Here is a 24,101-nt window from a genome sequence, read left to right on the forward strand (position 1 = left end):
ACTCGTACGCTGAAAACCATTCACCCCCCATTCAGGAGCCCCCATGAGCATCACGAACATCGGTCATTACATCGGCGGCCAAGTCGCCGCTGGCACTTCGGGCCGCAGCCAGAGCGTGACCAACCCCGCCACCGGCGCCGTGACCGGCAGCGTGGCCCTGGCCAACAGCGCCGAAGTGGCCCAAGCCGTGGCCGCTGCGCAAGCCGCTTTCCCCGCCTGGGCCGACACCCCGCCCCTGCGCCGCGCCCGCGTGATGTTCAAGTTCCTGGAGCTGCTGAACACCCACAAAGACGAGCTGGCCCACCTGATCACCGCCGAGCACGGCAAAGTGTTCACCGACGCGCAGGGCGAAGTCTCGCGCGGCATCGACATCGTGGAATTCGCCACCGGCATTCCGCAGCTGCTCAAAGGCGACTACACCGAGCAGGTCTCGACCGGCATCGACAATTGGACGATGCGCCAGCCTCTGGGCGTGGTGGCGGGCATCACGCCCTTCAACTTCCCGGTCATGGTGCCCATGTGGATGTTCCCGGTGGCCATTGCAGCGGGCAACACCTTCATCCTCAAACCCAGCCCGACCGACCCGACGCCGTCGCTGTTCATCGCCGACTTGCTGAAAAAAGCCGGTCTGCCCGATGGCGTGTTCAACGTGGTGCAGGGCGACAAAGAAGCCGTGGACGCGCTGCTGGAACACCCCGATGTGAAAGCCATCAGCTTCGTCGGCTCCACCCCGATTGCCAACTACATTTATGAGACCGGTGCCCACCACGGCAAGCGCGTGCAGGCCTTGGGCGGCGCGAAGAACCACCTGGTGGTCATGCCCGATGCGGACATCGACCAGACCGTGGACGCGCTGATCGGCGCAGGCTACGGTTCGGCTGGCGAGCGCTGCATGGCGATTTCGGTGGCGGTGCTGGTGGGCGATGTGGCCGACAAGATCTTGCCCAAGCTGATCGAGCGTACCAAGGCGCTGCAAGTGCTCAACGGTGAAAGCCTGGCCGCTGAGATGGGACCCATCGTGACCGACGCGGCGCGTCAGCGCATCAAAGGCTACATCGACGCGGGCGTGGCCGAAGGTGCCAAGCTCTTGGTCGATGGCCGCGAGTTTGACGGTGCAAAGGCCGGTGCAGGTTGCGACAACGGTTTCTGGCTGGGCGGCACGCTGTTTGACCACGTCACCACCGACATGAAGATCTACAAAGAAGAAATCTTTGGCCCGGTCTTGAGCTGCGTGCGCGTGCCAGACTTTGGCACCGCCGTGCAAATCATCAACGACCACGAGTTTGGCAACGGCGTGAGCTGCTTCACCCGCGACGGCAACGTGGCGCGTGAGTTCTCGCGTCGAATCCAAGTGGGCATGGTCGGCATCAACGTGCCGATTCCGGTGCCCATGGCTTGGCACGGCTTTGGCGGCTGGAAGCGTTCGCTGTTTGGCGACATGCACGCCTATGGCGAAGAGGGCGTGCGTTTCTATACGAAGCAAAAGTCCATCATGCAGCGCTGGCCTGAGAGCATCGGCAAGGGTGCGGAATTTGTGATGCCTACGGCCAAGTAAGGAATTCTGATCTGAGGGACAGCTTCGGTGCCGCATCCGCGCTTCGGGCTGGCCCGCTGGGCCTCATCAGTCGCTTCGCGCCAGCAAATCGGCCCAACGGGCCAGCCCGGATCACGGACGCTACATCTTTTGTCCGGTTGACTTGCAATCCACAGGCACAATCGCCCGCTATGGAGACCGGGCACAACATGAACGACAACACCTTCGACTACATCATCATTGGCGGCGGCACGGCAGGCTGCTTGCTCGCCAACCGCCTTTCGGCTGACGCCAGCAAGCGTGTGCTGCTGATCGAGGCGGGCAAAAAAGACGATTACCACTGGATTCACATCCCGGTTGGCTACCTGTATTGCATTGGCAACCCCCGCACCGACTGGCTGTACCAGACCGAGCCTGCGGCGGGCCTGAATGGTCGCAGCTTGCGTTACCCGCGTGGCAAGGTGCTGGGCGGGTGCTCCAGCATCAACGGCATGATTTACATGCGCGGCCAGTCGCGTGATTACGACCAATGGGCGCAGATCACCGGCAATGACGCGTGGCGCTGGGACCAGACCCTGCCCTACTTCAAGCTGCACGAAGACCATTACAACGGTGCCAACGAATTTCATGGGGCCAAGGGTGCCAAGTCCGAACTGCTGGCGCCGACCGATTTGCCCAAGGGCAGCTATTTGCACACCCTGCGTGGTCGCAACACCGGCGGCGAATGGCGCATCGAAAAGCAGCGCCTGCGCTGGGACGTGCTGGACGCGTTTTCGCAAGCGGCGCAGCAAGCGGGCATTCCAGCCACAGATGACTTCAACCAGGGCGACAACGAAGGCGTGGCTTATTTCGATGTGAACCAGCGCAAGGGCTGGCGCTGGAACACGGCCAAGGCCTTTTTGCGCCCGACCTGCTATTCGCGCCCCAACTTCGAGTTGTGGAATAAAGCCCATGTGGCCAAGCTAACGATGGAGACCCAAGCCAACGGCGAGAAACGCTGCACCGGAGCACAGGTGTGGACGGGTGTGGAGATGGTCGAAGTCCAAGCCACCCGCGAAGTGATCTTGAGCGCGGGCAGCATTGGCTCGGCGCAAATTTTGCAGCTTTCAGGCATTGGTCCAGCGGCCTTGCTCCAGGACAAAGGCGTCGAAGTGCAGCACGAACTGCCTGGCGTGGGGGCCAACTTGCAAGACCATTTGCAGATCCGCTCGGTCTACAAGGTCAAAGGGGCCAAAACGCTCAACACCTTGGCCAATAGCCTACTGGGCAAAGCCATGATCGGCATGGAGTACGCCTTCAAACGATCAGGCCCGATGAGCATGGCCCCCAGCCAGTTGGGCGCATTCACCAAGAGTGACCCTTCGCAGCCTCATGCCAATCTGGAATACCACGTGCAGCCACTGAGTCTGGACGCGTTTGGCGAGCCGCTGCACAGCTTCCCGGCCATCACGGCCAGCGTCTGTAACCTGAACCCGACCAGCCGGGGCAGCGTGAACATCACCAGCCCCCGGTTTGAAGATGCCCCGGCCATTGCGCCCAACTACCTGGCCACCGACGAAGACCGCAAAGTTGCTGCCGACAGCTTGCGCGTGACGCGCCGCATCATGGCGCAAGACGCCATGAAACCTTTTGCGCCCGAAGAGTTCAAGCCCGGCGTGCAATACCAAACCGATGAAGAGCTGGCCAAACTGGCCGGAGACATCGCCAGCACCATCTTCCACCCGGTGGGCACCACCCGCATGGGGCGCGACGACGACCCGATGGCGGTGGTCAATGGGCGCTTGCAGGTGCGCGGTGTGGCGGGGCTGCGAGTGGTGGATGCGGGCGTGATGCCCACCATCACCAGTGGCAACACCAACAGCCCGACCTTGATGATTGCCGAGAAAGCGGCGCAGTGGATCGCCGAAGATGCCGCCGGTCGCATGGCACCCTGAGCGACCAAAGCACCCAAAGTCATTCTTTTCCGTCAGTTGAACGTCAGTTCTGGGCAGGGATTTCCCCAAAATGGGGAAATCCCTGAGGAAAAGGCAGCATCTGTTCACTTACATTTCATCCACTCGATGCAAAGCAGTATCTGCATCCCGAGGGCCGAGGAGACAGACAAGCCTAAGAGCAAGAGCAAGAACATGAACCAACATCCGAACGAGGTGTGATTTTCCCAAGCGTCGCGCAAGCGGCGCTTTTTTTTGCCTGTCGTTCACCCATGGCGACAGGCCATGTCCGACCTCGATGCCACAATCCCCGACATGGAATTACTGATTGTTTCGCTGGCCTCCTTGCTGGCTGGCTTGGTGGATGCGATCGTGGGCGGCGGCGGCCTGATCTTGTTGCCGGCCTTGTTTGCCACGTTTCCCGGCGCAGCACCCGCCACCTTGTTTGGCACCAACAAAAGCGCGTCGATCTGGGGCACCGCTTTTGCAACCGTGCAATACAGCCGCAAAGTGGTCATGCCTTGGCGCTCCCTGCTGCCGGCGGCAGGCGCGGGTCTTGTGGGTTCGCTGGCGGGGGCCTGGGTGGTCACACAAGTGGACCCCAGCTTGTTTCGCAAATTGCTGCCCGTGCTGCTGGCTGTGTTGCTGCTCTACACCCTGATCAAGAAGGACTTGGGCCGCAGTCACGCGCCACGCTTTGCAGGGGCGCAAGAAGCCTGGATCGCCGCGGGCATTGGCCTGGTGATCGGTTTTTATGATGGCTTCTTTGGTCCGGGCACAGGCAGTTTTCTGGTGTTTGCCTATGTTCGGGTGCTCGGCTACGACTTTTTGAACGCTTCTGCTGCGGCCAAGATGATCAATGTGGCCACCAACCTGGCTGCCTTGGTTTTGTTCACTTTCAAGGGCCACGTCTGGTGGCACTTGGCGCTGGCCATGGGCGCGGCCAACATTGTCGGCAGCCTGATCGGCACCCGACTGGCCCTCAAGCACGGCGCAGGCTTTGTGCGCCATGTGTTCATCTTGGTGGTGCTGGGGCTGATCTGCAAAACCGCCTACGACACCTGGCTCAAAGCCTGATCTCAGCCACTCAGCGCAGACGCCATTTCAGCCGCCCCGCGTACTGCGCCAGCGCCACGCCCAAGAGCGTGACCCCCGCCCCGCCAATCTTGACCCAGCTGTAGTGCTCACCGGACCAGCCCCAAGCAAACAAGCCGGCCATCGGGGGCACCAGGTACATCAGCGGAGCCGTGCGGGCCACGCCGCGCACGGTGTTGATCCAGCCCCACGCCAACCAACCGAGGAAGGCCGAGACCAAAATCGACCAGAACAAGCCCACCCAAGACCAGATGTCCAGCGAAACCCAAGGCGCTGCCAGACCTGACGGGATGGACCACAACATCAAAGGCAAACCACCCAACAAGGTGGAATAACCCATGGTCAACACCGGGCCGTGCCGCTCCATGACGGGTTTGACCTCCACCGTGTAATAAGAGAAAAACCCGGCCGCGATCAGCAAGACCAGGTCACCCCCGCCCGCACGCCAATGGCCACCCAGCAATTTGTCGGACAGGAACAGCAAAACCCCGCCAAACGCCAGCGAGACCCCAGCCATCTGGGCTGCGGTCAAGCGCTCCAGCCCCTGAAAACGCAAAATCAGCAGTGTGAAGATCGGGCCGCAAGCCAAAATCACCGAGCTCGAAAACGCGGTGGACCAATGGATGCCGTACGTGACCAAGCCCACATGCAACGAGTGACCGATGAAACCGAGCCAAGCCATGTGCAGCCAGTCTTTGCGCGGCAAGGGCGGGAACCAGCGACCAAAGCGCCAGCGCATGAGCAAAAGTGCGCACGCGGGCATGATCAGATAACGCGCCCACAAAAAACCACCGGGTGACAGCAAAACCAGAAGGTGTTTTTGGAGGGTGAAGTTGCCACCCCAAATCACGATCAGGATCAGGGCCACAACCAAAGCGCGTTGGTCATGTCGGTGCAGCGGGGGGCGATGGGGCATGGTGCATTGTCAGCCGGTCTGCCGAACGCGCTTGTCACGCGCGCAGCAAGGTCACCCTTGTGCAGCGCCAACTTGGGGAAAAGACTCAGTCTTCGACCACCACCGGCACACGCTGGGCCAGCGCGCACATGAGTTCATAGCCCACGGTGCCAGCCGCTTGGGCCACTTCGTCAATGCTGAGCACCGTGCCCTCGCTTGCCTTGCCCCACAAGGTGACGGTGCTGCCCACGCCCGCATAGGGCAGGTTCGTCAAGTCCACGGTCAGCATGTCCATGCTGACGCGGCCCACGGTGCGGCCCCGCACACCATCGACCAACACCGGGGTGCCTGTGGGGCAGATGCGCGGGTAGCCATCGGCATAGCCACAAGCCACCACGCCAATGCGCTGGGGCTTGTCCGCCACAAAACTGGAACCGTAGCCCACGCTGTCACCGACTTCAATGTGTTGGACAGCGATGATCTTGGCATTCAGGCTCATGGCGGGTTGCAGGCCCCAATGGGCGGCCGTGTGCTCAGGAAAATCCGGGGCGCTGCCATACACGGCAATGCCGGGGCGAATCCAGTCGGCCTTCACGGCGGCATCGTGCGCATGGCGCAAAGTGGCGGCGCTGTTGCTCACGCTGCGCTCACCGGGCAGGTCGCGGGTGGCTTCTTCAAACAAGGCCATCTGCGCCGCGATGCCCTTGGGCCCGTCTGCGTCACTGAAATGGGTGATCAAGGAAATTTCATCCACCTGCGGCAAAGCGTTCAAGCGCGTCCAGGCCGAACGGTAACGCTGCGGCGAGAAGCCCAGGCGGTTCATGCCTGAATTCATTTTGAGGAACACCCGGTGCGGCTCGTGCGTCTTGTGCAGCGCCAGCATGTCGATCTGCTCATCGCAATGCACGGTGTGCCACAGATGCAAGCGCGAGCACAGCTCCAGATCACGGGCCTCAAAAGCACCTTCGAGCAACAAAATCGGCCCACGCCAACCCAGAGCCCTGACGCGCTCGGCCTCGCTCAAGTCCAAAAGGGCAAAGCCGTCCGCGCCGCGCAAGCCCTCAAACACCCGCTCAATGCCATGACCATAAGCATTGGCCTTGACCACCGCCCAGGCTTGGGCATCGGGGGCGGCCTGGCGGGCGCGTGCCAAGTTATGGCGCAGTGCAGCGATGTGAATGGTGGCAAGGAGGGGGCGAGGCATGCGGGACTTGAACTCAACAAATGGGAATGCCAAGTGTGCCAGCAATCGGGGATCGATTTGCCCAGCACCCGAAGACAAAAGCGCCCCGGGAATACCCGCTCGCCCGGGGCTGAGAGAGGGCTTTCAAATGCTTTACACTGGCCCGCTGCCTGTTAACCCCACGCATTCCGCCTGAACCGTTCGGGCGCTGGCTGAACCTTGTAATCCATGGAAGTTTTTCAGTTTTTGATGCCCATCTTCACCGAATACGGCTATTTGGCCGTGTTCGTGATGCTGTTGATCTGCGGCTTTGGTATTCCTGTGCCTGAGGACGTGACCTTGGTCACGGGCGGCGTGATCGCGGGGCTGGGCCATGCCGATGTGCACACCATGTTTGCTGTGGGCATGGCAGGCGTCATGATCGGTGATGGCCTGATGTTCACACTCGGCCGACTGTACGGCCAACGCATCTCGCAACTGCCCGGTTTTCGCAAAATCCTGACCCCCGAACGCTTTGCCAGTGCACAGGACGCCTTCCACAAATACGGCAAATGGGTCATGTTCGTGGCCCGCTTTCTGCCTGGCTTGCGCACCCCTGTGTTCTTTTCAGCCGGCATGAGCCAGCGCGTGACTTTCCCGACCTGGTTCTTGATGGACGGCTTTGCCGCTCTGATCAGTGTGCCCATTTGGGTGTATCTGGGTTACTTTGGCGCGCAAAACTGGGACTGGATGTTCTCTGTCCTGCGTCAATTCCAGCACGGCATCTTTGCCTTGCTGGGCTTGGGCGTCGCCTGGCTGGGCTGGCGCTGGCGGCGCAAGCGCCAAAGCGATGCCGGCAACACCCCCAGCGACCCCTCCTGACACGCCCGCTGATGGGCCAAACCTCTCCCAAAAGTCTGGCCGTGGCCGGACTCCTGTTCAACGCCTTTGTCTGGGGCGTGTGCTGGTGGCCTTTCAAACAACTCGAAGCACAAGGTCTGCACCCGTTGTGGGCCACTGCGCTGGTCTACGCCTTTGTGTTTGTATCCATCGCCTTGTGGCTCTGGAAAACAGGCCAGCTCATCAGCTGGCGCGATCATCCCGGCTTGTGGATTCTCTTGCTGGCATCGGGCTTGACCAATGTGGGCTTCAACTGGGCCGTCACGGTGGGCGACGTGGTGCGGGTGGTCCTGCTTTTTTACCTGATGCCCGCTTGGTCGGTGCTGGTCGCTTGGTGGCTGTTGGGCGAAAAACCCCGCCGCATGGCGCTGCTGCGTTTGCTGCTGGCCATCACGGGTTTGTTCATCGTGCTCAAAACCCCCGAGACCCCTTGGCCCGTGCCTGAAAGTCTGGCCGATGTGCTGGCCCTGCTGAGTGGCCTGACGTTTGCCATCACCAACGCGCTGCTGCTGAAACTGAAGGACACGCCCGGTTCGTCGCGCACCCTGGCCATGTTTGGCGGCGGTGCGGTCATGGCCACACTGGCGGCGTTGGTGGGCTTGGCCACGGGTGTGGTTGACGTCGGCCAAGCTCCGGCTTGGAGCTGGTTGCCGCTGGTGGCTTTGCTCGGTGTCTCATTTTTGTTTGGCAACTTGGCGCTGCAATATGGCGCAGCCCGTCTGGCTGCCCACACAACGGCACTGGTCATGCTGTCCGAGGTCCTGTTTGCCAGCGTGTCCTCCGTCATACTGGGCGCATCCCAATGGCAAGGCCATACGCTGATCGGCGGTTCGTTGATCTTGCTGGCCGCCTTGCTGTCGGTGATCAGCCCTGCACAACACGATTGAAATGGAGCCACCCCATGAGCCTGTACGATTTTGAAGCCCAAAGCATCGACCAACAGCCTGTGCACCTGAGCCAATACAAAGGCCAAGTGATGCTGATCGTCAACACAGCCAGCGCCTGCGGTTTCACACCCCAGTTCACTGGCTTGGAAAAGCTTCACCAGTCTTATGGCGACAAAGGCTTGGCCGTGCTGGGCTTTCCTTGCAACCAGTTCGCCAGCCAGGACCCGGGTGACGATGAACAGATTGCCAACTTTTGCCAGAAAAACTACGGCGTGAGCTTCCAGATGATGAGCAAGGTCAAGGTCAACGGCGATGGCGCGCACCCGCTCTACCAATGGCTCACAGCCGAAGCGCCCGGCATCCTGGGCAGCAAAGCCATCAAATGGAACTTCACCAAGTTCTTGGTGGGCAAGGACGGGCGCGTGATCAAACGCTACGCCCCGCAGGACGCACCTGAAAAAATCGCCAAGGACATTGAGGCGGCGTTGGCGAACTAACGACACACTGCCTCGTTTCATTCAAAGATCGACCTGAGATGGGCATGCATATGCCATGAGGCATGCATGTCCTTTTCCGTCCTCTGTTCGTCTCGCTATGCCCTGTCTATGACTGCCCCTGGTTCACACAATGGAAGCTTGTTCATCCTTTGCCCAGACCAGCCATGACCCATGCATCCATACAACCCAAGTCCGCCCTGCTCATCATCGATGTGCAGCAATCCTTTGAGCACATGCCGTATTGGCCTTCGGGTCATCCCGCGCCATTTCAGCAAGCGCTGTTGAAACTGGAAGCGGGTTGTCGGCAGGCCGATGTGCCGGTGGTACACATCTTTCACATCGACAACGATGGTCCTTTTCGCTCCGACTCGGGCCTGATCAAGGCCATGGACTGGCTGCCGGGCCATCCCGCCGCACGCTTTGACAAACATGTGCACAGCGCCTTCACCGACACCGGGCTCGATGTGTGGTTGCGTCGCCAGGGCGTGCAGCGCCTCATCATCAGCGGCATCCGCACCGAGCAATGCTGCGAGACCACGGCCCGCGTGGCCTCGGACCTTGGCTATGCGGTGGACTTTGTGTCTGAAGCGACGCTGACCTTCCCCATGACCCACAAGGGCACCGGCCAGACTTTCAGCGCCCAAGACATCATCACGCGCACTGAGCTGGTCTTGGCCGATCGCTTTGCGCGCATCGTGAACGTGGATACTTGTCTGTCCAGCCTCTGAACCCCAGCGACCCGAAACCATGCTCCAACTGCGCCCCAACTGCGAATGCTGCAATCGCGACCTGCCGCCTGAGGCGCTGGATGCCCGCATCTGTTCTTTTGAATGCACATTCTGTGCAACTTGCGCAGACACGCGCTTGCATGGCATCTGCCCCAACTGCGGCGGCGAGCTGGTGCGCCGCCCGGTGCGGCCTGCAGCCAAGCTGGTGAATAACCCTGCCTCTACGGAGCGGGTGTTCAAGCCGCAAGGCTGCCAGGCCATTGCAGCCGGGGGCAAAGCATGAGCGCCACATTGCCGATGCGCCCCAAAGACCTGGCTCTGGCCTTGCTGGTGATCGGGGTGTGGGGTGTGAATTTTGCTGTCATCAAAATCGGCATCGTCGGCGTGCCGCCCATGCTGCTGGGCGCGCTGCGCTTCATGCTCGCGGCGTTTCCGGCGCTGCTGTTGTTCAAAGCACCTCGTGTGCCACTGCGCTGGTATCTGGCTTATGGGCTGACGATTTCGGTTGGGCAGTTTGCTTTCCTGTTCAGCGCCATCCATGTAGGCATGCCTTCGGGTCTGGCTTCGCTGGTGCTGCAATCGCAGTCGTTTTTCACGCTGCTGCTGGCCAGCTGGTGGCTGCATGAGCGCTGGCATGCGCACCAGATGGCAGGCCTCTTGCTGGCGTTGGCCGGGCTGGTGCTGATTGGGGTGGCGCATGGCGCGGTGGCGTCCGGGGCCAGTTTGCCCCTGCTGGGCTTTGGGCTCACGCTGCTGGCGGCTCTGTCGTGGGCGTGCGGCAACATCGTCACACGGCTGGTGAGCCAATATGGCCCCATGAACCAACTGGCCTTCGTGGTGTGGGCCAGTCTGGTTCCACCGCTGCCGTTTTTAGGCTTGTCGCTGTGGCTGGAGGGACCTGAGGCCATCGTCCAGGCACTCACGCATTTGACGACAGGCACGCTGGCGGCAGTGGCCTACCTGGCCTGGATGGCGACGCTGCTGGGCTATGGACTGTGGACGTATTTGATGAGCCGCTACCCCACCAACCGCGTGGCCCCGTTCACCCTGCTGGTGCCGCTGGTGGGCCTGACCACCGGCTGGCTGGTCTTTGGCGAAACACTGGGGCCGCTGCACTGGGCCGGAGGCGCACTGCTGATGCTGGGACTGCTGATGAACGTGTTTGGTCAACCCTTGTTGAAGCGCTGGACATGCCAACCCTGACGGTTTACCTGATCGTCACGCCAGGTGTGCTGCTGCTCGACTACGCGGGCCCTGCCGAAGCGTTGCGCATGGCGCGTGACATGGGCGCACCGCTGGTGCTGCACACCTGCGGGCCACGCCCAGAAGTGAACACTTCGCTGGGCACCCAACTGACAGGGCTTGAACCCTTGCCCGAACAATTGCCACCTCACAGCCTGGTGCTGATCACCGGCAACAGCCACGAACGCGAAGACTACGCCACGCCCGCCGCACAGCAAGTGGTGCGCTGGCTGCAAACCGCCGTGCAGCCCGACACGCGCCTGGCCAGCATTTGCTCGGGCGCTTTGCTGCTGGCCATGGCGGGCCAACTCGACGGCCTGCGCTGCACCACGCATCACAGCCTGATTGCCGATCTGCAAGCCCTGGCCCCCACCGCCCAGGTGCAGGCCGACCGAATTTTTGTGGGCGATGGCCGGGTGCTGACCAGCGCAGGCATCACCACGGGCATCGACTTGGCGCTTTACATCCTTGAACAAGTGGCCGGTGCCGCATTGGCGGCGCAAGTGGCGCGACGCTTGGTCATGTACACCCGCCGTGGCCCGAATGACCCGCAACTGTCGCCTTGGCTGGCGCACCGCAACCACATGCACCCGGCGGTACACAGGGCGCAAGATGCCATCGCGCAAAGCCTGAGCCAAGACCCCGCCCACCGCTGGTCGCTGACTGAGCTGGCTAAGGTGGCCTGCGTGAGCCCCCGGCATTTGTCGCGCCTGTTCATGCTGCACACCGGCATCAGCGTGGTGGACTACCAGCAACAACTGCGCATGGCCCGGGCACGCGAACTGCAGGCACAACAACCGGCGCTGACCCAAGAACAATTGGCCGAGGCCTGCGGCTTTGGCTCGGCACGGGATTTCAGACGGGTTTGGCAGCGGTGGGTGACGACCAACACGCCACCCATGAGCCGCTAATCAAAGTGCCGCCCCTTCAAGTCACGTTCGCTGACTTTCGCGACATGCGACGCGCGCGTTGACGCACCGCTTCAATGTCTTGCTCCAACGCATTCAGGTCTTGCGCGGGTGCGGCCACATCGGGCAGGGCCGCGTGTCGGCCCATGAGCCACAGCGCGGTGGCGTACACCCCCATGCCCACCGAAGGGTCGCCTTTTTCCATGCGGATGAGCGTGGGCACCGACAACGCCATTTGCATCTATGAAACCCATCAGGGTGCATGATGGACACCCATAAATTTATCCTTGTATTTTGAATACACCATATTTAAAATGCAAGGATGTTTAAACGTATTGCCCAAAACACACTGAATGCACATCTGGCGTGGAGTCCGGCCGTTGCCATTTTGGGGCCACGCCAGATTGGCAAGACCACACTGGCGCGTGCTCTGCTGGAAACCCATCCAGAGGCCATCTATCTGGACTTGGATTCCCCGCAGGACCGCGCCCGACTGGGCGAAGGCCCGCTGTTCCTGCAAGCCAACGCAGACCGGCTTGTCATCCTGGACGAAGTTCAAAATGCACCCGAACTGTTTTCGGTGTTGCGGGGCGAAATCGACCGCATCCGTCGCCCCGGGCGTTTCGTTTTGCTGGGCTCGGCTTCGTTTGAATTGCTGCGTCAATCCCAATCCTTGGCCGGACGCCTGAGTCTGATTGACATGTTCCCGCTCCTCGTCAACGAAGTCGGGGAGGACCTCGCCACAGTGCAGGACTTGTGGGTGCGCGGCGGCTTTCCGCCCAGCTTCACCGCGGTCGATTCACAAGCGTCCTGGGCTTGGCGTGAGGCGTTTATTCGCCACCTTCTGCACACCGATTTGCCCGCGCTGGGCTTGCGGGTGGATGCAGAAAGCCTGCGCCGCTTTTGGCGCATGCTGGCCCATGTGCATGGCCAATTGTTCAATGCCTCGGCCCTGGCCAACTCGCTGGACGTGAGCGCCCCGACGGTCAGTCGCTGGCTCGATCACATGGTGGGTGCGTTGCTGGTCAGAAAGCTCGAGCCTTTTCATGTCAATCTGGGCAAGCGTTTGGTCAAAGCCCCCAAAGTCTATGTGCGTGACAGCGGCCTGCTGCACAGCCTTCTGGGCTTGACCAGTGCCGCCGACTTACAAGGCCACCCCACGACGGGTGCATCCTGGGAAGGCTTTGTCATCGACCAGATCGCCGCGCACTTGCCTGCTGGCGCCAGCATGTCGTTTTACAGAACAGCGGCAGGTGCCGAGCTGGATGTGGTGGTGGAATCCGGACAACGAAAGATCGGATTCGAAATCAAATTCAGCATCGCACCCAAAGTCACCAAAGGTTTCTGGCAATCCCTGCAAGACGTGCAGCCCGAAAAAACCTACATCGTGGCCCCTGTGCAGCAACGCTGGCCTTTCGCCGAAGGGGTCGAAGTGATTGGCGTTGGCGACATTGCCGGGGTTCTTGCGGGGTGATGCCGTGACAGACAGCGGCTGCGCTAACGCACCGCATCAATGGCCTGGCACTCCCCCAACCACAACCACACGACTCACCGGATCGCCTCGTCCAGCAACTCCACCCAATGCCGCACCGGCATGCCGCTGCCGCTTTGCAGATGGGCGATGCAGCCGATGTTGGCGCTGATCACGCCTTGCGGCTCCAGCGCGTTCAGGTGGCCCAGCTTGCGGTCGCGCAGTTGTTTGGACAGCTCGGGGTTGAGCACGCTGTAGGTGCCCGCCGAGCCACAGCACAGGTGAGATTCATTGGCCGTGACCTTGATCTGGAAGCCCAAATCACCCAGATGCTTTTCGACGCCGCCTTTGAGTTGCTGGCCGTGTTGCAGCGTGCAGGGCGGGTGGTAGGCCTGCAGGCCTGCGGCTTGCAGGGCTTGGGGCTTGATCTTGGCTTGGAGCAAGGGCACCAGCTCGGGCAGCATCTCGCTCAGGTCTTTCGTCAGCGCGCCGATGCGGGCGGCTTTGTCGGCGTACACCGGGTCGTCTTTCAGCACATGGCCGTAGTCCTTGACCATGACGCCACAGCCCGAGGCGTTCATGACGATCGCTTCGACTTCGCCCGATTCAACCAGTGGCCACCATGCATCGATGTTGGCACGCATGTGGTCTTTGCCGCCGTCGTGGTCATTCAGGTGGAACTTGACCGCACCGCAGCAACCGGCCTTGGGGGCGGTCACGGTCTGGATGCCTGCGGCGTCGAGCACGCGGGCGGTGGCGGTGTTGATGTTGGGACTCATGCTCGGCTGCACGCAACCGGCCAACATCAGCACCTTACGGGCATGCGTGCGGGTGGGCCAGGCACCGGCGTTTTGCGGCGCGGGCACTTTGGCTTTCAGGCTTTCGGGCAGCAGGCCGCGCACCATTTGGCCCATCTTCATGGCGGGGGCAAACAGGGGAGAAGGCAGGCCTTCTTTGAGCGCCCAGCGCACCAGCTTTTCGCCTGCGGGGCGCTCGACTTTGGCGTCCACCAGCTTGCGGCCGATGTCGACCAAGTGGCCGTATTGCACGCCGCTCGGGCATGTGCTTTCGCAGTTGCGGCAAGTCAGGCACCGGTCCAGGTGCATCTGGGTTTTGCGGGTGGGCGTTTCGCCTTCCAGCACCGCCTTCATCAAATAGATGCGGCCACGCGGGCCGTCGAGTTCGTCACCCAGCAGTTGGTAGGTGGGGCAGGTGGCGGTGCAAAAGCCGCAGTGCACACACTTGCGCAAAATGGCTTCGGCCGCCAGGCCGTCGGGGGTGTTTTGGTATTCAGGGGCGAGGTTGGTTTGCATGACGATTCGCCTCAGAGGGGGTGCAAGCGACCGGTGGCGAACACGCCTTTCGGGTCGAACTGTTTTTGCAATTGCTGCTGGATGCGTTGCTGCACAGCGTCCAGCGGGGTGTTCACGCCTGCGGCTTTGTCCAAGTCGGGATGGGCGGCGCTGGCCCGGAACAAGGTGGCATGGCCGCCGACCGATTGCGCCAATTCGCGCAAAGCCAAAGCGGCCGAGGCAGGCGCCCACACCCAGCGCTGAGCACCTTGCCACTCCAGGTAAGTCGGGTAAGGCAATTCCAGCACCGGCGCAGTTTGTGGCACCGATAAACGCCACAGGCAAGCGTCGGGCGTAGGGGCATCAAAAAACGGCAAGGTCTGTTCACCGCTGGCACGCCAATCTTGGGTCGCCTCTGCGTTGTCCATGACCTGCACTTGGGCACCCTCGGCCGCCGCGTCAGCACTCATCTTGCCAACGGCCGACTGCACAGCGGCCACCGCGCCGCGCAGGCGCACAAACAAATAATCAGCCACCGGTTGGGCGGTGGTGTCACGCACCCAGGCACTGGCGTTCAAGGGCAGAGGCTGACCGCCCCAGCGGTGCAACAAATCGAGCGCCGGACCTTGGGCCAAACCCGCGATCATCAAAGTCGCTTCGGCTGGGGCCACAGGCAAAACCTTCAAACTGACTTCGGTGATCAGGCCCAGCGTGCCCCAGCTGCCGGCCATCAGGCGGCTCACGTCGTAGCCGGCCACATTTTTCATGACCTGGCCGCCAAAGGTCAGGTGCTCGCCCAAGCCGTTGATGAAACGGGCACCCAACACGTAGTCGCGCACAGCACCCGCCGTGGCGCGGGCGGGGCCGCTCAGACCGGCAGCCACCATGCCGCCCACCGTAGCGCCCTCGCCAAAGTGCGGCGGCTCAAACGCCAGGCACTGGCCTTTTTCAGCCAAGGCAGCTTCCAACTCGACCAGCGGCGTGCCGCAGCGCACGGTCACCACCAACTCGCTGGGCTCGTAGCTCACGATGCCGCGATAGGCCCGGGTGTCAAGCACCTCACCGGCGAGGCTTTGGCCCCAAAAGTCTTTGCTGCCACCGCCGCGCAGTCGCAACACACGGCCATCCGCACCGGCTTGGCGAACAGCATCGATGAGGGAATTGAGTTGAGCTTCCATGGGCAAGGATGGTAACCCCCGCTTTTGCGCCTTGGCGTGAATTTTTTGAAAGCAAGCCGTGTTGAAAATGCGGCGATTCAGCTTCGGTAATGATTCACGGGCAAGCCTGCTACCTCGACCCGCATCGCAAACAAGCAACCCGCCTGAGGGTACTGGGCCAGCTCTTGTGCACTGCGGCCCTGGCGAGAGCTGGTCATGAACAGCGTTTTGAGGTCGGCTCCACCAAAGCAGGGCATGGTGGGGCATGGCACGGGCGTTTTCACTTCGGACAACACTTGACCGCTGGGCGACAGACGCAGCAGGCGTTGCCCTTCGTATTGGGCGCTCCAGTAGCAGCCTTCGCTGTCCACGGCTGCACCATCAGGACGGCCGCCATAGGGTGAGGTATCTCCCCAAGTCCAAGCAGCAGGTTTGAGGGACATTTGGTGGAACACGCGTCCGGCTGAAAGTCGACCGGTCAGCGGGGCAAAGTCGAACGCCCTCACCTGGTGAGCTGCCGTATCGACCCAATAGGCGGTGCGACCGTCGGGGGACCAAGCCAGGCCGTTGGCCGTCACCACGCCATCTTTTTCGCCACCCATCACGGGATGCAGCCCTTGGCTGTCCAGCATGTAGAGCGTGCCCAATGCTTGGTCTTTGGGCTCATACATGCTGCCCGCCCAAAAGCGGCCTTGTGCATCGCATTTGCCATCGTTAAAGCGCAGTTTGCTTGTGTCGTAGGGCGCTGCCGCCAGCCGCTGCAAGGGGCCGCCCCATTCACGGGCCAGGTAAATGCCATCGCGCAAAGCCATGACCAAACCACCGCCTTGCACGGGCGCGATGCAGCCCGGCTCTTGCGTCATGGGCCAGTATTCGACGTCGCCTTGCGCCTGTAACCCGTCCACCAATACACGTGCCAGGCGCCGCCCAGGGATATCCACCCAATACAGGCGTTGCTCCTGCGGGTGCCAAAACGGCGATTCGCTCAGGCCGTCGGGTTCTGTGGTGATGGCGATCCAGGTGGGGGCTGTGTTCATCCGGGCATTGTGCCTCTGCGACCCGGGTTTTCAGGACGCTCGGACATTTTGGTACCCCAAATAAAACAGCCCGCAGAGCGCAAGCACTGCGGGCTTTGGACGACAGGTGACGGTCACGTCACCTGAAGTTAAGGGCATCAGCCGTGGTAAGCAGACTCGCCGTGCGAGGAGATGTCCAGACCTTCGCGCTCTTCTTCTTCGGTGACACGCAGACCGATGGTCAGGTCAACGATCTTGAAAGCAACTACCGAGACCACGCCCGACCACACGATGGTCAGCAGCACGGCCTTGGCCTGGGTCCAGACTTGCGCAGCGATGGAGTAAGCGTCGGGTGTGATCATCGTCATCGTGACCCAGTCACCCATGGCGCTCGGGCCACCCAACGAAGGCGAATTGAACACACCGGTCAACAAGGCACCGACGATACCGCCAACACCGTGCACACCGAACACGTCCAAGGAATCGTCTGCACCCAGCATCTTCTTCAGGCCGTTCACACCCCACAGGCAAGCGAAGCCGCCGATGAAGCCGATGATCAAAGCACCGCCCAGACCCACGTTGCCCGCTGCTGGCGTGATGGCCACCAAACCGGCCACAGCACCCGAAGCAGCACCCAACATGGAGGCTTTGCCACGCATCAGCGCTTCACCCACACACCAGGCCAACACAGCACCAGCTGTCGCGATCAAGGTGTTGATGAAGGCCAGGGCTGCGAAACCGTTGGCTTCGAGGGCGGAGCCAGCGTTGAAGCCGAACCAGCCCACCCACAGCAGGGATGCACCGACCATGGTCAATGTCAGGCTGTGAGGCGCCATCGATTCACGGCCGTAACCCACGCGCTTGCCAACCATGAAGGCACCGACCAAGCCAGCGACAGCGGCGTTGATGTGCACCACGGTGCCGCCAGCGAAATCCAGCGCGCCCCACTGCCACAGCAGACCGGCTTTGCTGGTCATTTCGTCCACGACTTCTTTGGAAGCGTAAGCGTCAGGACCCATCCAGAACCAGACCATGTGCGCCACAGGCAGGTAGCTGAAAGTAAACCACAGCACCATGAAGGCCAGCACGGCAGAGAACTTGATGCGCTCAGCGAATGCACCGACGATCAAAGCGCAAGTGATGCCTGCGAACGTGGCCTGGAAGGCTGCGAACGAGATTTCAGGAATCACAACGCCTTTGCTGAAGGTGGCTGCATTGGCAAAAGTGCCTGCAACGTTGTCCCAGATGCCCTTCATGAACAAGCGGTCAAAACCACCAATGAAGGCATTGCCTTCGGTGAAGGCCAAGCTGTAGCCGTAAACGAACCACAGCACGGTGATCAGCGAGAAAGTCACCACGACTTGCATCAGCACGGACAACATGTTTTTGCTGCGCACCAGACCACCGTAGAACAGGGCCAGGCCCGGAATGACCATCAAAATGACCAGGATGGTGGACAGCATCATCCAACCCGTGTCGGCTTTGTTCGGCACGGGCACAGGTGCAGCTTCGGCGGCAGCAGGAGCAGCGGCAGCGGGAGCCGCTGCGGGTGCAGCCGCTTCGGCAGGCTTGGCTTCGGCAGTGGCCGTAACAGCGGCCGGGGCAGTTTGGGCAGTGGCCACAGAAGCCGTGCCGAACACCCCCAAACCCAGACTCAGGCCCAAGGCCAGAGTAGCGAGTAGCTTTTTCATGGAATGACTCTCTTTCTTTGGATCAGAGGGCTTCGCCGCCGGTTTCACCGGTGCGGATGCGGACCACTTGTTCAAGGTCGTAAACGAAAATCTTGCCGTCGCCGATCTTGCCGGTGCGGGCACCGGATTCGATGGCTTCGATCACGCGCTCGACCAGCTCGTCAGAGACAGCGGCTTCGATCTTCACTTTGGGCAAAAAGTCCACGACGTATTCGGCACCACGGTACAGCTCGGTGTGGCCCTTTTGACGACCGAAGCCTTTGACTTCGGTCACGGTGATGCCCTGCACGCCGATGCCCGAAAGTGCTTCACGCACTTCGTCCAGCTTGAAGGGTTTGATGATGGCGGTCACCAGTTTCATGATGGCTCCTTGTTTTGAATGGGTGAGATCAGAAGGCGTATTTCAGGCCCACGACCAAAGCGTCTTTGCCGTTGTACTTGCCTGCCAGTGTGTAAGGACCTGTGTCGGCGTTGGTACCCACAGCCATCGCAGAAGCGCTCAAACCGTTGCCCAAATCTTTACCCAAAGTGAGTGAGTAGTCGTTGTAAGAGGCCAACGGGGTGTTGTTGATCATCTGACGGCCCACGTGAGGGGTCAATGTAAAACCGTTACCCAAGTCGAACGTGGCGCTCAAATCGAGGTAGTAGCTGTTTTTGCTGTTGACGTTGCCAAATGTGTTGGTCAAGGCATGCGAGTACTTGGCCGTGAACACGTTGTAAGTCACTGCGCCATAGACCTCTGTGGTGTTGGCATTGGCGAAACCTGTGACGTCGCCAAGCGTGTTGCCTAAGTATTGGTAACGCAAAACACCCACGTCGTAAGACACATCGCCCATCGCACCTTTGTAGCCGCCATACAGGTCGACTTCAGTCGTGCCTTTGCTGGCACCGGAATCCTTGATCCACTTGATGGTCGAACCCCAAGCACCCACGTAGAAACCGCTCTTGTCTGCGTAATCCACACCGCCCTGCAAGGCAGGCTTCAGGCGTGACTGCGAAATCCCACGGTAGCGGTAATCGGTGGTGGCGCCTACGTTGAACGACAGGCTGCTTTCAGGTGCTGCAGCTGCTTGCGCTTGAGCCAAACCGCTCACGGAACCCAAAGCCAAGGCGATCAAGGAAGGAACGAGGATTTTTTTCATGAGGAACTCCAAGAAGTGAAGAAAAGACAATGCCCTCATGCAGATAGCGTGCCAACCTTGGCAGATGGCCCTTTACAAGGGCATTTACCAGTGCGCTCTTACTCTGTGCATGGTTGAATGGCATTCAAACAAGTCCGGTGCGTCAAGTCTGCGCACACGAACACACACCATGCACCAGCATGGGGCAGGGAGTGAATATGAGTCTCAGTTTGGTGCGCAGCCGCGCTTTGGTTGGCCTGCAAGCGCCTGCCGTCACCGTTGAGGTGCATCTGGCCAATGGCTTGCCCAGCTTCACCTTGGTGGGCTTGGCCGATGTCGAGGTCAAGGAAGCGCGCGAACGCGTGCGCTCGGCCTTGCAAAACAGCGGGCTTGAGTTTCCGCACAACAAACGCATCACCGTGAACTTGGCCCCGGCCGACCTGCCCAAAGACTCCGGGCGGCTCGACCTGCCGATTGCTTTGGGCATTCTGGCTGCCAGCGGACAGATTGACGCCAGCCAACTGGCCGACTATGAGTTTGCGGGCGAGTTGTCCTTGTCGGGCGAGCTGCGACCGGTTCGCGGCGCTTTGGCCATGAGCTTGGTGCTGCGTCAGCAACAGGTGCGAACCCGCTTGGTGTTGCCACCGGCCAGCGCCGAAGAGGCGGCGCTGGTACCCGATGCAGCAGTCTTTCGGGCGCGCCACTTGCTTGATGTGGTGCAGCAGTTCTTACCGCCCTCGAACGAGCCCCCACCCGAGCCCAGCGATGGTTGGGCTCGCGTGGCGCCCACCACGCCCTCGGCCCCTGGGCTGTATGCCGACCTGGCCGATGTCAAAGGTCAAGCGGGCGTGAAACGGGTGCTGGAGATCGCTGCCGCTGGTGGACATTCGCTCTTGATGGTGGGGCCACCCGGTTCGGGCAAATCGATGCTGGCGCAACGCTTTGCGGGTTTGCTGCCACCCATGGGCATCGAAGATGCACTGGAATCGGCCGCCATCGCCAGCCTGGCGGGGCGCTTTGACCTCTCGCGCTGGGCGCAACGCCCGACCGGCCAGCCACACCACTCGGCCAGCGCCGTGGCTCTGGTCGGCGGCGGCTCACCGCCGCGCCCGGGCGAAATTTCCTTGGCCCACCATGGTGTGCTTTTCCTGGACGAACTTCCAGAGTTCCCAAGAGCCGCATTAGAGGCCCTGCGCGAGCCACTGGAAACGGGAACCATCACCATCGCCCGGGCCGCCCGGCGCGCCGAGTTTCCGGCACGGTTCCAATTGATTGCCGCCATGAATCCCTGCCCTTGCGGTTATCTGGGCAGCGCCACCCGAGCTTGCCGGTGCTCGCCCGACCAGGTCAGCCGCTATCAAGGCAAGCTCAGCGGCCCACTGCTGGACCGGATCGATTTGCACATCGAAGTGCCCAGCTTGCCTGCGCAGGATCTGCTGACTTCACCACCAGGCGAAAGCACCGAAGCCATCGCCGCACGCAGTCTGGCCGCCCGCGAACGTGCCCTGGCACGCCAGGGCTGCGCCAACGCCGACCTGCAAGGTCAGGCCATCGACGCCCAAGCCCGCTTGAATGACAGCGCCACCGCCTTGCTGCAAAAAGCGGCGGCCAAACTGGGCTGGAGCGGCCGCAGCGTCCACCGCAGTCTGAAGGTGGCCCGCACCATCGCCGATCTGGCTGGCAGCGACACCATCGAAGCCGCGCATGTGGCCGAAGCGGTGCAGTACCGGCGCATCCTCAAGGAGCACTGACTTGCTGCGTCACAGCTGCTTACAACTGACCGAAGCCAGCCAGCAAATGATGTCAACGTCTGGCAGGCCATCGCGTTATGGGTGAACACGGTCTACCCTGAGGCTCCCCATGAAGAAAATACTCGGCACCTTGATCATCGCGCTGTCCGCAAGTGCCATCAGCACCCATGCATTGGCAGATGGCCCACGTGGCTACCAACAGCGCCAGTTCACAGGCCATCAACACCGCTCTTCTGACTGGCTAGGTCCCCTGATCGTCTTGGGCATTGCAGGGGCGGCCATCAGCGCGGCGGCCAACCAGCCCAGCTACTCGCCACCACCCCAAGTGACTTATGTATCGCCTCCGGTGACTTATGTGCCGCCGCCACCGCCTGCCAGCGCCAGCTATTACTGCAGCTCTGTTGGCCAGTTCTATCCGAACACGTCTTATTGCCCTGAGGGCTGGCAATTGGTCACGGTGCGCTGAACAACGCGCGACCTTTTGCCTGTGGACGACCCTGATAATGGGTCCATGCAACAGGCTTCTCCCCGGGCTCTGCCTTCTCTGGCGTCTTTCAGCTTCTGGCTCTCCCTGCCCCAGCTCATCACCTGGGGCAGCGTGTTTTACACCTTCTCATTGCTCATGACCCCGCTCGAAGCCGAGCTGGGTATGACACGTGCGGAATCCTCGCTGGCGTTCAGTCTGGCTTTGTTGGCTGAAGGCTTGATGGCTTACCTGGTGGGGCGCTGGATCGATGCAGGACGCGAGCGTGTGGTGATGACATTGGGCTCTGTCTGGATCGGCATGGGCTTGCTGGCCCACAGCTTCGTCACCTCGAAACTGGGGTTTTACGGCACCTGGGGCTGGCTGGGCCTGGGCTTGGCCGCCACGCTTTACACCCCCGCGTTTGCGGTCGTCACCCGGCGCTTTCCGCAAGACTTTCGCCGGGCCATCATCACTTTGACTTTTTTGGGTGGTCTGGCCAGCACGGTGTTCATTCCGCTGTTTGCCTGGTGGATGGACCTGTGGGGCTGGCGACACGCCCTGTGGGCCTTGGCGGCTTTGCAACTGCTGGTGTGCGTTCCCTTGCATGGCTGGCTGCTGCACGGTGCGCCACGCAGCCCAAGCCATGCTGCACGCCCAGCAGATGAGTCCAAACGCCAGCCCCTGTCGGTGCGGGAACACCTGCGCCGCTCCCCGTTTTGGTTGCTGGCTTTGTTCATGGTGCTCATGATGTCGGTCACCTCGGCACTGCCCGCACACATGATTGCGCTTTTGCAGGAGTCGGGGCTGCCGCCTGTTTGGGTCATCGCCATACCTGCAGCGATCGGCGTGATTCAGGTGGTAGGCCGACTGTTGCTGTTTATATTTGAGCGGTATTGGGATGTGCACGCCGCCAACCGCTGGATTCCCACCCTGATCCCTGCGGGCGTGCTGGTCTTGTTGCTCGGGGGTTTGAACCCCTTGGCCTCTCTGGTGTTTGTGGTGCTTTATGGCTTGGGCAATGGCATGAACACCATCGTCAAAGGCACGGCCATGGCGCAATACGTCAGCCGCACCCATGTGGGACAACTCAATGGTTTGCTGGGACTGCCCATTGCGCTGGCCCGGGCGGCAGCGCCCCTCACACTCGGGCTACTCTGGTCACCCGAGCATGGCTACACCTTGGCACTGTGGTGGCTGCTGCTGGCCAGCTTGCTGGGCACCGCAGCACTGTGGAGAGCCCAAAACCAAGCCCTGAAACTGAGACATTGACCCAGCTTGGCGGACAACGAAGCCACCCTCCATGGTTCTTTTTATATGGATTTGGTTATATATAACCAACTAAATAATCGTTTCCAGATCTGATGTGCTTGCTCACAATGCACGCATCTTGAACCACAGACCTCGAAACCTGCCATGAAAAAAACCACCGCCCTGATCCTGAGCCTGGCCTTCAGTGCGGCAAGCTTTGCCGCACAACCGCTGTTGAGTCCTGCCGAATTGCAAGCGAAACTGCCGCAAGTGCGGGTCATCGACATCCGCGACGCCAAGGCCTACGCCGCTGGGCACATCGCCGGTGCGGTCAACGCCCCCTATGCCAGCTGGCGCGGACCTGCGCACAACCCTGGCGAACTGCCCGAGTTGCCCAAACTGACCGCCTTGGTGCAAAGCCTGGGCCTGACACCCGCCACCCATGCGGTGGTGGTGTCGAGCGGCGCTGACGCCACCGACTTTGGCGCCACGGCCCGTGTCTACTGGACACTCAAAGTGCTTGGCCTCAAAGAGTTGTCCCTGCTCAACGGCGGCCTGAAAGCCTGGAGCGAAGCCGGACTGACGCAAAACGCCGACGCGGTCAAAATCGCCGCCAGCAACTTCCAGCCCAAACTGGACAACAGCCTGATCGCCTCCAAGGAAGAGCTGGTCCAGCGCGTCAAGGCCGGTGACGCCACCCTGATCGACGCCCGCCCTGCAGCCTTCTTCAACGGCGAAACCAAAGCGCCTGCCGCCAAAGTGGCCGGCACCCTGGACGGCGCGGTGAACCTGCAACACGACAAATGGTTTGCACCCGGCAGCTCGGCCTTTGTGCCCGCCGACCAGGCCAAAAAGATCGCCGCCGCCAGCCCGATCGACCCCGCCAAAGAAACCGTGTCCTTCTGCAACACCGGCCACTGGGCAGCCACCAACTGGTTTGCCATGTCCGAAGTGCTGGGCCAGAAAAACGTGAAGCTCTACGCGGGCTCCATGGTCGAATGGTCACAAGACCCCAACGGCCTGCCCATGGCCAACGTGCCCAGCCGCACCGGCCAGTTGCTGCAAGACGCCAAAGCCTGGACAGCCAAAACCTTCAAATAATGGTCCAA

The 24,101-nt window shown here is 61.3% G+C and carries 24 protein-coding genes; 15 read left to right on the forward strand and 9 right to left on the reverse strand.

Annotated features, from left to right (window positions below; all coding sequences use genetic code 11):
- The first annotated feature begins 43 nt into the window (after positions 1-43).
- The 3 genes from B9Z37_RS06540 (at position 44) to B9Z37_RS06550 (ending at position 4,542) form a co-directional block, all read left to right on the forward strand.
- Positions 44-1,555, forward strand: a complete 1,512-nt coding sequence (locus B9Z37_RS06540; RefSeq protein WP_108312191.1) for a CoA-acylating methylmalonate-semialdehyde dehydrogenase — start codon at positions 44-46, stop codon at positions 1,553-1,555.
- Positions 1,556-1,743: 188 nt separating this feature from the next.
- Positions 1,744-3,468 (forward strand): GMC family oxidoreductase, encoded by a 1,725-nt coding sequence (locus tag B9Z37_RS06545; protein WP_108312551.1) that lies wholly within the window; start codon positions 1,744-1,746, stop codon positions 3,466-3,468.
- 312 nt (positions 3,469-3,780) lie between these two features.
- Entirely contained in the window at positions 3,781-4,542 is a 762-nt protein-coding gene (locus B9Z37_RS06550; protein ID WP_108312552.1) for a sulfite exporter TauE/SafE family protein, read from the forward strand.
- A 10-nt stretch (positions 4,543-4,552) separates the two neighbouring features.
- Here the strand turns inward: B9Z37_RS06550 and B9Z37_RS06555 are convergent, their stop codons facing one another.
- Together B9Z37_RS06555 and alr are read right to left on the reverse strand one after the other, a co-directional pair.
- Positions 4,553-5,476 carry a DMT family transporter gene (locus B9Z37_RS06555; RefSeq protein ID WP_108312192.1) on the reverse strand — a complete coding sequence of 308 codons (924 nt, stop codon included), beginning with the start codon at positions 5,474-5,476 and terminating at the stop codon, positions 4,553-4,555.
- A gap of 85 nt (positions 5,477-5,561) precedes the next feature.
- Entirely contained in the window at positions 5,562-6,659 is a 1,098-nt protein-coding gene (alr, locus tag B9Z37_RS06560) for an alanine racemase (RefSeq protein ID WP_108312553.1), read from the reverse strand.
- Between the two features lie 207 nt (positions 6,660-6,866).
- Here alr and B9Z37_RS06565 point away from each other — a divergent pair, with 207 nt between their 5' ends.
- The 7 genes from B9Z37_RS06565 to B9Z37_RS06595 all read left to right on the forward strand — a co-directional run bounded on the left by B9Z37_RS06565 (position 6,867) and on the right by B9Z37_RS06595 (position 11,782).
- Complete coding sequence (locus B9Z37_RS06565; protein WP_108312193.1) at positions 6,867-7,499, forward strand: DedA family protein; 633 nt, start codon at positions 6,867-6,869, stop codon at positions 7,497-7,499.
- 11 nt (positions 7,500-7,510) lie between these two features.
- Positions 7,511-8,404 (forward strand): DMT family transporter, encoded by an 894-nt coding sequence (locus B9Z37_RS06570; RefSeq protein WP_108312194.1) that lies wholly within the window; start codon positions 7,511-7,513, stop codon positions 8,402-8,404.
- Positions 8,405-8,418: 14 nt separating this feature from the next.
- Entirely contained in the window at positions 8,419-8,901 is a 483-nt protein-coding gene (locus tag B9Z37_RS06575) for a glutathione peroxidase (protein WP_108312195.1), read from the forward strand.
- A gap of 164 nt (positions 8,902-9,065) precedes the next feature.
- Complete coding sequence (locus B9Z37_RS06580; protein ID WP_108312196.1) at positions 9,066-9,629, forward strand: isochorismatase family protein; 564 nt, start codon at positions 9,066-9,068, stop codon at positions 9,627-9,629.
- Positions 9,630-9,648: 19 nt separating this feature from the next.
- Positions 9,649-9,912 carry a DUF1272 domain-containing protein gene (locus B9Z37_RS06585; protein ID WP_108312197.1) on the forward strand — a complete coding sequence of 88 codons (264 nt, stop codon included), beginning with the start codon at positions 9,649-9,651 and terminating at the stop codon, positions 9,910-9,912.
- A 14-nt stretch (positions 9,913-9,926) separates the two neighbouring features.
- Complete coding sequence (locus B9Z37_RS06590; RefSeq protein ID WP_108312554.1) at positions 9,927-10,832, forward strand: EamA family transporter; 906 nt, start codon at positions 9,927-9,929, stop codon at positions 10,830-10,832.
- Positions 10,820-11,782, forward strand: a complete 963-nt coding sequence (locus B9Z37_RS06595) for a GlxA family transcriptional regulator (RefSeq protein WP_108312198.1) — start codon at positions 10,820-10,822, stop codon at positions 11,780-11,782. Before B9Z37_RS06590 ends, B9Z37_RS06595 begins: the two co-directional genes overlap by 13 nt.
- Positions 11,783-11,798: 16 nt before the next feature.
- On the opposite strand, the gene B9Z37_RS06600 is transcribed toward B9Z37_RS06595, so the two are convergent.
- Positions 11,799-12,020, reverse strand: coding sequence for a hypothetical protein (locus B9Z37_RS06600; protein WP_108312199.1), 222 nt, complete (start codon positions 12,018-12,020; stop codon positions 11,799-11,801).
- 81 nt (positions 12,021-12,101) lie between these two features.
- Between B9Z37_RS06600 and B9Z37_RS06605 the strand changes: the two genes are divergently transcribed.
- Positions 12,102-13,253, forward strand: a complete 1,152-nt coding sequence (locus tag B9Z37_RS06605; RefSeq protein WP_108312200.1) for an ATP-binding protein — start codon at positions 12,102-12,104, stop codon at positions 13,251-13,253.
- A 74-nt stretch (positions 13,254-13,327) separates the two neighbouring features.
- On the opposite strand, the gene glcF is transcribed toward B9Z37_RS06605, so the two are convergent.
- The 6 genes from glcF to B9Z37_RS06635 all read right to left on the reverse strand — a co-directional run bounded on the left by glcF (position 13,328) and on the right by B9Z37_RS06635 (position 19,548).
- Complete coding sequence (gene glcF, locus B9Z37_RS06610) at positions 13,328-14,563, reverse strand: glycolate oxidase subunit GlcF (RefSeq protein WP_108312201.1); 1,236 nt, start codon at positions 14,561-14,563, stop codon at positions 13,328-13,330.
- 11 nt (positions 14,564-14,574) lie between these two features.
- The gene (gene glcE, locus B9Z37_RS06615) at positions 14,575-15,720 is read right to left on the reverse strand and encodes a glycolate oxidase subunit GlcE (protein WP_108312202.1); all 1,146 of its coding nucleotides are present in this window, start codon (positions 15,718-15,720) and stop codon (positions 14,575-14,577) included.
- 77 nt (positions 15,721-15,797) lie between these two features.
- Positions 15,798-16,736, reverse strand: coding sequence for an SMP-30/gluconolactonase/LRE family protein (locus B9Z37_RS06620; protein ID WP_108312203.1), 939 nt, complete (start codon positions 16,734-16,736; stop codon positions 15,798-15,800).
- Between the two features lie 137 nt (positions 16,737-16,873).
- Positions 16,874-18,406: an ammonium transporter gene (locus B9Z37_RS06625; protein WP_108312204.1), complete on the reverse strand. Its 1,533-nt coding sequence runs from the start codon at positions 18,404-18,406 to the stop codon at positions 16,874-16,876.
- 22 nt (positions 18,407-18,428) lie between these two features.
- Entirely contained in the window at positions 18,429-18,767 is a 339-nt protein-coding gene (gene glnK, locus B9Z37_RS06630; protein WP_108285680.1) for a P-II family nitrogen regulator, read from the reverse strand.
- Between the two features lie 28 nt (positions 18,768-18,795).
- A complete protein-coding gene (locus B9Z37_RS06635; RefSeq protein WP_108312205.1) occupies positions 18,796-19,548 on the reverse strand; it encodes a TorF family putative porin in 753 nt (250 codons plus the stop codon).
- A 197-nt stretch (positions 19,549-19,745) separates the two neighbouring features.
- Between B9Z37_RS06635 and B9Z37_RS06640 the strand changes: the two genes are divergently transcribed.
- The 4 genes from B9Z37_RS06640 (at position 19,746) to B9Z37_RS06655 (ending at position 24,093) form a co-directional block, all read left to right on the forward strand.
- Complete coding sequence (locus B9Z37_RS06640) at positions 19,746-21,278, forward strand: YifB family Mg chelatase-like AAA ATPase (RefSeq protein WP_108312206.1); 1,533 nt, start codon at positions 19,746-19,748, stop codon at positions 21,276-21,278.
- A gap of 109 nt (positions 21,279-21,387) precedes the next feature.
- The gene (locus tag B9Z37_RS14645; protein WP_108312207.1) at positions 21,388-21,744 is read left to right on the forward strand and encodes a hypothetical protein; all 357 of its coding nucleotides are present in this window, start codon (positions 21,388-21,390) and stop codon (positions 21,742-21,744) included.
- Between the two features lie 45 nt (positions 21,745-21,789).
- Positions 21,790-23,013 carry an MFS transporter gene (locus tag B9Z37_RS06650; protein WP_108312208.1) on the forward strand — a complete coding sequence of 408 codons (1,224 nt, stop codon included), beginning with the start codon at positions 21,790-21,792 and terminating at the stop codon, positions 23,011-23,013.
- A gap of 144 nt (positions 23,014-23,157) precedes the next feature.
- A complete protein-coding gene (locus B9Z37_RS06655) occupies positions 23,158-24,093 on the forward strand; it encodes a sulfurtransferase (RefSeq protein WP_108312209.1) in 936 nt (311 codons plus the stop codon).
- The last annotated feature ends 8 nt before the right edge of the window (positions 24,094-24,101 follow it).

This window comes from Limnohabitans parvus II-B4 (genome assembly GCF_003063455.1).
GTDB classification, from domain to species: domain Bacteria; phylum Pseudomonadota; class Gammaproteobacteria; order Burkholderiales; family Burkholderiaceae_C; genus Limnohabitans_A; species Limnohabitans_A parvus.